Raw genomic sequence first — 11,723 nt, 5'->3', positions numbered from 1 at the left:
GACTATTTGGCTTTTTGCGGAAGGTTCATGGAAAGCTCTTTCTTTGTTAAGTCGAGCATTGCACCCAAAGTCATGTCATCAAAGTGAGCAATACCGCTTATGTTGCCTTGAAGTTGTTTTAGCGATAATAAATAGGTGATTGCACCTTGCATGTCGAGTTTTACCTTTGTATTGAAGCCTGGAAGCGTATAATTGGTAGTTAAAAGGCTATCGATATCAAGACTTTGGTTACTCACTTTTATTTTAACCTTAGTTAAGCGAAAGTCTAGGCCATGCACAGGTATAGTCAAACCCTTATCGATTTCAGTAAGCAATTGACTCAGGAGTATTTCTTGGTCTTCGGTTAAGGAAATAGTAGTGTTCCATAGTCTTTGACCAGTATCGAACTGACTCACAATCTCTCCTTTAACTCCAGCTATAGTAGTGCTGGCGTTGAATCCACCTTCAATCAATGATTTCGAAATATCAAGTGTCATATCGACCTTGATTTTGTTTAATTGGAAGTTCTGAATTTTTAAGACTTCTTCTTTATCTGAGTCAACCAGAGAGGTTATTTTAATCTTTCTAGTTTTTTCGGCTTGTTTGAGCTCTGCCTTGGTGGCAAAGTCCCGACCTTCTATTTGAGTCATTAGCTTTCCGTACATCTGCCAATCACCATTGGAATGTGTGTAGCGAAAGCCCAAAGAGTGCATTTTGACTACTCCCACAAAATTGATTGTCTCATCTTCTTTTGAATTCACATGAATTAGGATTTGATTGACCCCATTATTTCGTGAGATCTGAAAGCTAGCCGTTGCGTTAATAACATAGGCTTCTCCCAATGGAGACCAAGAGAAATCACCAGTGGCTGAAAATGAAAACTCCTTTTTCTCAAGGTCAACATGGGCGTCAAGCGTTAAGAGCGTGACAGCCGGAAACCCTTCAGGAAGAGTAATGGTTTCTCCGCAGACTTTTTGTAGTAGTTTGGAAGCTTCAATAGACTGTGTGTGGTTCTCGTCAGACATTTCTGGTATATGGTGTGTGAAGTGAACTTATCCAGAAACTAAAAGCTCGAAGTGTTAATGTGCGCCAACCACTTTTTAATGTACGTTAACAGGCTAATTAACGGAGTGAACTTACCTATTGAGTTTATAATTACTATCACTTTTCCTGCTTAGTTATACTATTCCTAGATAGAAAAACTGAAGGAATCGTATCCTAAAGCAGGTATTTACAGCTATGAGTTGCGCGGATACGACTATGTGTATGTCCTTTAATTTGAGGATAGAGCAGAGGCTATTTCAACCATGCTTGAGCTAAGGTCTAGCGGAGACTTTATCGATGGCTGGGTACACGTGATAAAGAAGTGAAATAATTGGGTTAGACTGTTTTGATTCTTTTTGTTCTGTTCAAGAAGAGAGGATAAAGCGCTCTTGAGGCGCTTTATTCATTTCTCAATACCTCGGTTGGATTGACTCTGACCGCATTTCTAATCTGCCAGAAGACCGTAATTCCCACAATTAACACGAAGAAGGCTAGAGTCATCACAAAGAGTTCAGCAGATATTTCGGTTCTATAAACAAAGGAAGTTAGCCAGTCTTCTAAGAAGTAATAGGAGAGAGGAAAGGAGATAATGCTAGCCAATGCCAATACCTTCCAAATATTTAGAGTTAGTAGTCTGGCCAAAGTCGAAAAACTAGCCCCTAATACCTTTCTAATTCCTATTTCCTTCATTTTAGTCTGAATTAGGTAAGTGAGAAGGCCAACCAAACCAAGACAGGAAATGAGAATGGCTACTCCCGTGAAAATGCCGAATAGTTGCCCCATTTTAAGTTCATCTGTATAAACTTTAGCAATTCTGTCGTCAATAAATTCGGCTTCGAATGGTTGGTCTGGAAATACTTCTAACCAGGCAGATTCTATTTTCTTAATTGCCTCCGATGGATTGTTTGTGTTCAGTCGGATAGCTAGCTTTTTAATGGTATTGGGTAGCTGTTCATTTACTTCTGCCTGCATATACATGGCAGGTTCAATCTCTGATTTTATTGAGCCAACTGGAAAATCCTCAACAATACCTATCACCTGACTTGGCACCTCACCATACAACTTATATTCCTGACCTAACGGGTGACCTTCTTTTATATTTTCAATCATGGCTTGATTGACCAGCACATGGTGCGTTTTATTTCTGTCGTCCCTAAAGAAGTCCTGACCTTCGGTGATCCTTAGTCCCATTATCTCCAAAAATTGGGTATCTATAATGTACAGGTCGAATGAGCTTTTAAAGTCACTAGTGCCCAATCCGCGCACGCCATTGTCTGCTGGTCCAGGTATAAATGAGGAGAAACTAATTAGGTCTATTTCTGGAAGGGAATTTAACTTCTGGGCAATTATACTTTTCTGGTTTCCAATATCCCCCTTAACTATAATTACATTTTCCAGTTTGTTCAAATTGTGGCTTCTGTTAATGAATCTCAGTTGTTTTAAGAATGTGAAACTCCCCACAATCAAGAAAGTAGAAATAGCGAATTGAAGCACCATTAGGCTACTTCTTACCCACTGGCTTTTAGGTGAATTAGAAGCCTTTCCTTTGAGAAAAGTGCTCATTTTAGTGGTTGAGAACAATATGGCAGGGTAAAGGGAAGTGAGGATAACCAATGCCATTAGACTTAGTATGCTGATTATGATGAGCCAATACCTTGATTGGAGCTCCATTCCAATTTCTAGCCCTATATAGGTTTCTATGGTGGGTAGAAGAGCAAGTACTAATAACAGGGAGAACAGTACCGAAATGCCCCCAACAATAAATGATTCGGTTAATAACTGACTCATTAAGTTTTTTCTGGAAGCACCCATCGCATGTTTAATACCCACCTCCTGGGTTCTTTTTAGAGTAAGTGCGGTGCTAAGATTTACATAATTGCCAATGGCCAACAGCAGAATTACAAACCCAACAATTTTGAAAATAAGGAGCGTTTGAGCATCTACTGACTGTATAAAGTTGTGCGCGATTTGAGGGTTTTTCCTTATTTCTTCCAAGGTTCTGAATTTGTATTCTGTATTCAGAATACTTGTTCTTTCTGTATAGGCCTTTAAAGTCTCAGGTATCCTGTTAGCCAACTCCGTTCTGTCTGTACCTTCCATTAGCTTAAAAAAAGCAGCTAGTGATACCGTAACCATCCCATTCAAATCGGAATGCTTTTGATAATTACCTGGTTGGCCAATGATTTGCGCTGAATAACTTGAGTTGACCGGAAGATTTCGGGTAATTCCTGCAATATGTTTTTTGCTTGGTTTATTATTAAATGTGAGTGTTATCTCCTTGCCCATTGCCTCTTCCGCGGAAGTGAAAAGTTTAATTGCCATTTCTTCAGAGATCAAAACCGTGCCGGCTTCCTTCGGAAACCTTTCTCCTAAAACAGTTTCTATCTGGAATATGTCCATGAAGTCTGGCTCTACGGATAGTACGCTCTCAGTAAAACTTTCTTGGCTTCCGGTGGTGCTTACCTCCATTATCATGGAATTCATCCGAGATACTTTTTCTATTTCCGGGATGTCTTTCTTTAACAAGTGCGGAATCCCTGTATGAATTCCTATGCCTTCCTTGCCCTCATGAATCACATTCAAGCCAACAATACTTTCGGGATTTGATAGAAATGAGTCTTTTTGATGTTGGTCATATACAAACAAATAGATCAAGCTGAAGCAAGTGAACCCAAGAGTTAGAGAGGCAATGTTGAGAGATTGATAGACTCTATGCTTCTTAATTGACCGAAGGCTGTACTTGAGGTTGAATAGGAATAGGTTATTCATGGTTTTTGAGTTTTGTGTGGTTCTTCTGCTTCTGGGGACTAATCTTGTCAGTCTTACTACATCGAGCATAAAGTAGATTTTTGCTCGAAGGGAACCGTATTTCACATGGTTTCGCTGAAAGTCGTCCAATAGGTCGCCTTCCAGTTCTTCCATAGTGGAATTGGAGAACATCTTAGAGAGAAGCTTCTGGAATAGACGAGGGGGAGTTGGTTGTTTCATGTGTGCAGTGATTTAAGAATATTGGCCGGAATGTCACTCCAGAGACGAGATCGGGTTTCGTGTACTTCCGCCAGTGATTTTAAACCGAATGACGTAACTGAGAATAAACGTTTTCTCTTACCGCCTCTCACTTGACTTGCTTCTCCTAGTTTCGATTGTAAAAGGCCTTTATCTTCCATTCTATACAGTGTGGTATGAATGGCGCTAATATTCATTCGTCTGTTTGTTCTGTTTTCAACCTCGTCTTTAATGTCTAAGGCATATGCATCGTTCTCCAGAACACATATGGTTAAGAGTACTAGCTCTTCGAATTCACCAATTCCAACTCGTTTCATATTATACAATAATGTAAATAATATAAGTGTAAAGCAAGTTGTGTCTTGTAATAAGTTATTCTCCAGGCTCTCTGAGTGGTCATGAGAAGGTAATTTTGAAGCCTAGCCTTCTTGAAACTCCACCCGATTAAGGACTAAACCAGAGGCGGGAGCCACTAAACTTAGGTGATCTGGAAAGCCAGTTTTTAAGCTCGATTCTAAATAGTCTAAATCGATTTCGTTTCTTCCTAGTCTGATTAGTTGTCCCATCATCATACGGATTTGGTTGCGCATAAAGCCTTTGCCCTGCACCACATAGGCATAAGATGGACTAGGAAAGAAGCTCGCTTGATGATATTCATTCCGAACAATCTCAGACCTTTCAATCAATCTGGTAGTAACTTTCTCTTGAGCAGGTTTTTTAGTGTAAGCTCTAAAGTCATGATTACCCTCAAAAACTTTTGCACCTTGCTTCATAAGCTCTAAGTCTAGCTTATCTAAAAAAGTGCTGATGAAAGGAGAGGAGAATGGGTGGGCTTTTTGCCCGAATGAAAATAGATAGATGTATTCTTTCTGTTTAGGGGTGTTTATAATATTAAAGTGCCTATCTGTCTCTTCTATTTTAAGAACTTTAATATCAGGAGGGAGATTCTTGTTGAATAAAGCTGTAAACTCAGATATGTCTTCAATTGGTTCTTTTAAAAAGAGCTCGAAGGCCGCATGGTTAGCAGAAACCATCGCATCGGTTCTGCTTGCTCCTAAGGTTTTAAACCATTGCTGTCCCATCACAAAAGTGAGGGTTCGGTCTATCATATAATGTACGGTTTTTACGTTAGGCTGCTTGGCCCAGCCATGAAACCGATAGCCGAGGTATTGTATGTGTACTATGTAGTAAAAATTGGCCTTCATAGATGGAAAAACAAGAGGCTGTCTCAAATGCTACTACTTTCGTCATTTATCCAGCTTCGCTAGGAATCTCGTTCGGCCTATAAAGCCAGTAGGGCAAGATTCACTCCCTATATATCGGAACGAAGTCGCGAATGACAGTTAGCTTTTGAAACAGCCTAGCTTCAATTATTTCAGCTCTTTAACTCGAATATTTCTAAAATGAACTTCATCTCCATGGTTCTGAAAACTAAAGGCTCCTTCCTTATACTTAGCGTAAGTATCCGAATTAGCCCATTTGCCAGCTGCTTTCTTAGCTAACCAATCGGCAGAACCTTCTTCAAACTCTAACACCTTTTCACCATTTAACCAGTGCTCAACATGGCCATTGTTATAGATGATTTTCACCTGATTCCATTCCATATGAGGATTTGGCTTTTTTGATTCAGATGGGGCATGCATAGCATAGTTAGAGGCTACCATCTTGTATGGCTCGGCTTCAGATCTAGAGAATTCATCGTCTAGCACCTGATATTCAGGACCTGTTGTATAGTCAGTTCCATATTCTTCAGATTCTACCACGTGGTAGAAAATTCCACTGTTGCCACCTTTCGCAATTTTGTATTCCAATTCAAATTCGAAGTTACCATAGGTTGAAGTAGTAACAAGAGAGCCAATATCGAAGCCAACGTTTTCTTCGCCAATTCCTGCGTTACAGGCAATAGCTCCATCTACAATTGACCAAGAATCAGACATAGTGTCTTGACCATAGGTTTTCCAGCCATTAAAAGTTTCACCATCGAATAAGCTTACCCATTCAGGTGTTTCTTCCGTAGTTTCATTGGTTTCTGTGGCCGAATCTTTCTTTTCACCACCACAACTAACCAATACCAGCGCGCTCAATAAAAAATAAAATGCTTTCAATTTCATAGTTATAGGTTTTGCTCCAAGATAATGAATGAAGCTGTAAGTATGAACATCACTGAGCAAGGTTCGCTATTTCAGTTTAAATCAATACAGGTTAAGCCAGCGAATTAGGTAAAGCCATTGATTTGTAGGTAAATTCTAGGTGTACTGAGCTATAAATTATGAGTTTCAACGGGTAAGTGGTTCAATTTCAATCGTTTTCAGGATTTTTGAAAATAATATGAACCTATCTGCCGTCATAGTGTTTTATTAGTGTTATGAGCTACGCAGAAAAGAATACGCATCCAAAAGATAGTATCTTGTCTCATCCTACGGGCCTGTTTCTGGCCAAATGTTCCTTTAAAAGCTAAGGTGCTTTAGATATGAGTTTCGCTTCCCCGTGATTTATATACATCTCGGGTTGGAAACTATTGTCATGCAATCCAATCATTTTAATCATAAATAATCATGAAAGTATTAGTTATCGGGGCCGGTAATATGGGTCTCACGTATGCTAAATCAATAGCTAAGTCGGGCTATTTAGAAAGAGAAGACTTATTGGTGTACGATAAGTCTGCCGACTTAAGAGATGCACTGAAAAAAGCAGATGATGGCTTTGAAGTGGCCGACACCTTAGAAGAATCTTTGCCATTTGTAGACATCATTTTCTTGGCAGTTAAGCCTTATCACAATGATGGTTTAATGTCAGAAATGATAGAAATGATGGATGATCAGAAATTAGTGATCTCCATTATGGCGGGTGTTACCATCGAAACCATTCAGCAAGGTCTAGGAATTAAGAAGGTAGTTAGGGCAATGCCTAATTTGCCTGCGCAGGTAGGTAAGGGTATGACTTCTTACCTGGCAGCACCAGAGATTTCTAGAATTGAATTATGGATGGTAGAAGATTTATTGAATTCTACAGGGAAATCGGTACGGGTTGATTCTCAAATGTTTATCGATGCCTCAACGGGTATTTCAGGCAGTGGGCCTGCCTACGTATTTTATTTTATGGAGTCTATGATGGAAGCCGCTAAAAGTATGGGCTTTTCAGATAATGACTCTAAGGTATTGGTTAGTTCGACTTTCGAAGGAGCCATTGAACTCTTCAATAAAAATAAGTTATCGCCTAATGGGTGGATGAAGAGAGTGGCCTCTAAAGGCGGAACTACTCAGGCAGCACTAGATTCTTTGGACGATAATAATGTAAAAGACTTGATTCACGATGCAGCTTATGCAGCCTTTAATAGGGCAGTAGAACTAGGTAAAGTGGAAGAACAAGAAGCAGTTGAAAAATAAGTTTTGGAAAGAACAGAAAAGAAAAGAGTCGTAATTAAGGTAGGTACTAATGTGCTTACCAATAAGGATAATAGAATTGTTAGACCTATCATCCATGAGATTGTAAAGCAAATTGCCGAGCTCTATGAGCAAGATATTATGGCAGTGCTTATTTCTTCAGGATCGGCAATAGCTGGTAAAGAAGTGCTTGGTAGCTGTAGTATAGAAGACAAGGCTACCAGAAGACAGGTTTTCTCATCGGTAGGTCAGCCTCGAATGATGAGGACTTACTACGAATTATTTCATGATTATGGGATGAAGTGTGCGCAGGTACTCGCTACCAAGCGCGACTTCAATCCTGGGATTTGGAGAGAGAATATGATCAACTGTTATGAAGGTCTATTGTCTGAAGGAGTTATTCCAATCGCCAATGAAGATGACGCCACATCGGTTTCGCATACCATGTTTACCGATAATGACGAGCTGGCTAGTCTAATTGCCGAACTAATTAATGCAGATATGCTCATTATGTTAACCGATACAGATGGTGTGTATAATGGACATCCAGATGATGATCATACCCACATAATTAGAGAAGTAGATGTGGAAGATAACCTAGATCATTACATACAAAAAAGTGGCAAAGGAGAAGGAGAAGGTCGCGGAGGAATGCGATCTAAGTTGAGGATTGCCCAAGGTACTGCAGCAAAAGATATTACCACATTTATTGCCAACGGAAAGCGCGAAAGAGTAATCCTTGACATAGTTGAAGGTAAAACCGTTGGTACCAAGTTTACATCATAAAACATTAATAATGAATTTATTAAGTACAGATATAAAGAATAAAGTTTTAGATAAAGTAATAGAGCTCCTAGATGCTAGGAGATCGGAAATCATTGAGGCAAACCAGAAAGACCTTGATGATTTTAACAAGGAAGATAGAGCCATGTATGACCGCCTTGTGGTGAATGATAAAAAGGTAGATGGCATGATTCAGGCTGTAAAAGAGGTCAGAAATCAAGATGATCCAGTCGGTAAGGTAATTTCAGAAATCAACAAAGACGATGGATTGAAAATAGTCAATAAAACAGCTCCTTTTGGTACCATCATGATCATTTATGAGTCTAGGCCAGATGTAACTGTAGAAGCTGCTGTCTTAGCGTTTAAGGCCAATAACAAAATCTTGCTTAAGGGTGGTAAAGAAGCCATAAACTCAAATGAGGTATTGGTAGACGTTTGGCACCAAGCTTTAAAAGAGAACGATATTACTACCGATTATGTGAAGCTTCTGAAACTTCAAAGAGCTGAAACCCAAGAATTCCTAAAGAATCCGACAGAACAGATTGATTTAATAGTGCCTAGAGGTGGAGAAAGACTAATCCAGTTTGTGAAGGAAAATGCGTCTTGCCCAGTCTTGGTTTCGGGTAGAGGGAATAACTTTATTTATGTTGACCACTCTGCAAATTGGGAACAGGCAATAAAGGTTATACTCAATGCTAAAACCAATAAAATATCGGCCTGTAATGCATTGGATAAGATTTTACTGGATAAGAGACTTCCAGATCTAGATAAGAAATTGCTTCACCTACAAAAAGCCTTACATGAGTTTGAGGTTGAGCTTTTGGTAGATAAGCAGGTGAAGGAGATACTCAGCGATGAGGCTGAGATTGAGAATGAAGATACATGGTATGAAGAGTTTTTGGCACTCAAAGCATGCGTAGCGCTTGTGGGTGACGAAGTGGAGGCCATCGAGAAGATTAATAAATACTCTGGTGGTCACTCTTCAGCCATTATGACAACCGATTTAAGCAAAGCAGAGACCTTTATGGAGCAGGTAGATAGCGGAGCGGTGTATCATAATGCATCAACTCGCTTCACTGACGGTGGAGCCATGGGAGTAGGTGCAGAGCTGGCAATTAGTACAGATAAATTGCACCATAGAGGTCCTCTAGGGCTTGAACAATTAGTTACGAATAAATACTATGTCTACGGACAAGGTCACGTAAGAGTCTAGGTATAGATAAAACCCGTCAGGGTTTATTTAAAGGATAGTGAGGTGATAGAAGTCGTTACTCGATTTGAGCATATGACAGAGTCCCTTAGCTATCCTTTTTTATTAGTCACAATAGGAGTTAAAACTATGCACTTTAGTGCATTTCGCTTTAGCTTCTGAAAATCATCTTGAAATTTACGATGTACGCCCCCATAATGCTCGGGGTTTGATTGACGTAAATCGTAAATCTAATCCTGAAAGCTTTCTGAACGTACATTTTCTAAGTCAGCCTTTCAAAGCGACTTTCAGTTGCTTCTAAAACTATGGTGCTTTGAGCCCATAGTGGTTTATTTAAATACTTTCTAAAACGGCTAGTAGTTTCTCTTTCTCACTATTCCAGAGGCTAGTTGAAGTGTCGCCTTGTGTGTAAAAGCTGGTGTTCTTCATCTTATTTAATAGCTCTTGGGCATTAAAATCTTGAGGGTTTACCTCAATTGCTGCGTTGAATTGCTCACAAAATTCAACCCAAGTAGGATTGTTCAACAGGAGTATTGGCAACTGATTAGCAGTATACTCAAACAGTCTGGTGAGAATTTTATCATCATTCATACCATTGTTAGGCTTCTTGAGAACAAAGCCAAAGTCTGCCTTTTGTATGGCTTCTACTATTTCAGAGTGAGGAACCAAGTGATCTCCACCATTCAATTCAATAAAATCGTATGGCTCTATTTCTTTTTTCAACCGTATCAAGTCTCGCTTAAGAGCGCAATATCCAACAATCCTCAGCCTTATTTTCGAATTGCATAGGTGAAGCGATTTAGTGATATCTATAGCATCAAATACACCATTAGACTCGGAGATGGTTCCCGTATATAAGAGGTCGATATAAGAGGGGTCGGGGCTTCTGTATGCGGTAGATTCTTCGGCTTGCGGTGCATACTTATTTTCAATCACTACACTTTTCTTCGAAAGAAAGGGGAGTTGCTTTTGGTAGACTCTTTCGGCTAAAAAATAATGGTCTATAAAAGGTTTCGAAAGCCATTCTTTAAACCTAACCCATAAAGATAATGGTAGTCTAAGTGGCCATGGGAAAACGTTGGTTTCACGTATGTTCTTAACGTAGTTTTCTCTAATATCATAGATGAATTTGCCACCAAATAATATTTTGTATAGAGAGGTAACTATCAGTAATTCATGTGTATTGACTATAGTTACTTCAGGTTTTACTTTAATTAGTTTTCTGAAGGTCCTCCAGGGTTGAATCAACCGTTGGAAAGACATTCTTTCAAAGGGTAAGGACGGGTGAAAGGTAATACCTTTTGCCGATCTGACATTTTTTGAATCAAAGCCTATGATATTAATATCATATTTATTTGTTTCAGCCATCGAAAGGCCGAATTTCTCAAACATCCGAGTGTCATCAATTGGCTTAAGCAGCGAGGCTACGACTACTTTGGTCTTTTTCATCAATAGAATTAAAGATAAAATTTTCTACGTTATAAATGGAACTAAAGGACATTATTGAAAGAGCATGGGACGATCGTTCTCTACTGAATGATAAGGAAGTAGTGCTAGCGATTAAAACCATAATTGAAGACTTAGACCATGGAGATAGAAGGGTGGCTACACCTACTCCAGAAGGTTGGGTGGTGAACGAATGGATTAAAAAGGCCGTGATTCTTTATTTCCCAATTCAAAAAATGCAAACTATTGAGGTTGGTCCATTTGAGTTTCATGATAAAATGAAGCTTAAGACCGGCTATGCCCAAAAGGGAGTAAGAGTTGTTCCTCATGCTATAGCAAGGTATGGTTCTTACGTTAGCAAAGGTGTAATTATGATGCCTTCTTATGTAAATATTGGCGCTTATGTAGACGAGGGAACCATGGTAGACACTTGGGCTACTGTTGGTAGCTGTGCCCAGATAGGGAAAAACGTACACCTAAGTGGTGGCGTTGGCATAGGCGGAGTACTTGAACCTCTACAGGCAGCTCCGGTGATTGTAGAAGACAATGCTTTTATCGGCTCTAGATGTATTGTGGTTGAAGGCGTGAGAATTGGTAAAGAAGCTGTTTTGGGCGCCAATGTAACTTTAACAGGTAGTACAAAAATAATTGATGTAACTGGTTCTGAACCAGTTGAATACAAAGGTTATGTGCCAGAAAGATCTGTAGTTATTCCAGGGTCTTATACTAAGAAATTCCCTGCTGGTGAATTTCAGGTACCAACGGCTCTGATTATTGGAAAAAGAAAAGAAAGCACAGATAAGAAGACATCATTGAACGATGCACTTCGTGAAAATGATGTAGCAGTCTAAGATTGACTGACTATTTCCCAC

At 39.5% G+C, this 11,723-nt stretch carries 10 protein-coding genes; 4 read left to right on the top strand and 6 right to left on the bottom strand.

From position 1 onward, the window contains the following. Positions 1-2 precede the first annotated feature (2 nt). From AWW68_RS15220 to AWW68_RS15200, 5 genes are all read right to left on the bottom strand, one after another. Positions 3-1,004, bottom strand: coding sequence for a hypothetical protein (locus tag AWW68_RS15220; protein WP_068222755.1), 1,002 nt, complete (start codon positions 1,002-1,004; stop codon positions 3-5). A 418-nt stretch (positions 1,005-1,422) separates the two neighbouring features. Continuing rightward, positions 1,423-4,011, bottom strand: a complete 2,589-nt coding sequence (locus AWW68_RS15215) for an FtsX-like permease family protein (RefSeq protein ID WP_084375710.1) — start codon at positions 4,009-4,011, stop codon at positions 1,423-1,425. Continuing rightward, entirely contained in the window at positions 4,008-4,346 is a 339-nt protein-coding gene (locus AWW68_RS15210) for a PadR family transcriptional regulator (RefSeq protein WP_068222751.1), read from the bottom strand. The genes AWW68_RS15215 and AWW68_RS15210 overlap by 4 nt, the downstream gene beginning before the upstream one ends. 102 nt (positions 4,347-4,448) lie before the next feature. After that, on the bottom strand, positions 4,449-5,234 hold the full coding sequence (locus AWW68_RS15205) for a tRNA pseudouridine synthase A (RefSeq protein WP_068222749.1): 786 nt from the start codon (positions 5,232-5,234) through the stop codon (positions 4,449-4,451). A 165-nt stretch (positions 5,235-5,399) separates the two neighbouring features. After that, entirely contained in the window at positions 5,400-6,140 is a 741-nt protein-coding gene (locus AWW68_RS15200; protein ID WP_157717672.1) for a 3-keto-disaccharide hydrolase, read from the bottom strand. Between the two features lie 444 nt (positions 6,141-6,584). Between AWW68_RS15200 and proC the strand changes: the two genes are divergently transcribed. From proC to AWW68_RS15185, 3 genes are read left to right on the top strand one after another with little or no spacing between them, the layout of a single operon-like run. After that, positions 6,585-7,415 (top strand): pyrroline-5-carboxylate reductase, encoded by an 831-nt coding sequence (proC, locus tag AWW68_RS15195; RefSeq protein ID WP_068222746.1) that lies wholly within the window; start codon positions 6,585-6,587, stop codon positions 7,413-7,415. Positions 7,416-7,418: 3 nt separating this feature from the next. Beyond that, on the top strand, positions 7,419-8,198 hold the full coding sequence (gene proB / locus AWW68_RS15190; protein ID WP_068222745.1) for a glutamate 5-kinase: 780 nt from the start codon (positions 7,419-7,421) through the stop codon (positions 8,196-8,198). A 10-nt stretch (positions 8,199-8,208) separates the two neighbouring features. Continuing rightward, positions 8,209-9,408 (top strand): glutamate-5-semialdehyde dehydrogenase, encoded by a 1,200-nt coding sequence (locus AWW68_RS15185; RefSeq protein WP_068222744.1) that lies wholly within the window; start codon positions 8,209-8,211, stop codon positions 9,406-9,408. Positions 9,409-9,738: 330 nt separating this feature from the next. On the opposite strand, the gene AWW68_RS15180 is transcribed toward AWW68_RS15185, so the two are convergent. Next, complete coding sequence (locus tag AWW68_RS15180; RefSeq protein WP_068222742.1) at positions 9,739-10,854, bottom strand: glycosyltransferase family protein; 1,116 nt, start codon at positions 10,852-10,854, stop codon at positions 9,739-9,741. 35 nt (positions 10,855-10,889) lie between these two features. On the opposite strand from AWW68_RS15180, the gene AWW68_RS15175 reads away from it, so the two are divergent. Continuing rightward, positions 10,890-11,702: a 2,3,4,5-tetrahydropyridine-2,6-dicarboxylate N-succinyltransferase gene (locus AWW68_RS15175; RefSeq protein WP_068222739.1), complete on the top strand. Its 813-nt coding sequence runs from the start codon at positions 10,890-10,892 to the stop codon at positions 11,700-11,702. The last annotated feature ends 21 nt before the right edge of the window (positions 11,703-11,723 follow it).

The sequence above is a fragment of the Roseivirga spongicola genome, assembly GCF_001592965.1.
GTDB lineage: Bacteria > Bacteroidota > Bacteroidia > Cytophagales > Cyclobacteriaceae > Roseivirga > Roseivirga spongicola.
Note: the sequence above shows the minus strand (reverse complement) of the source record. Positions and strands in the feature narration are given on the sequence as shown.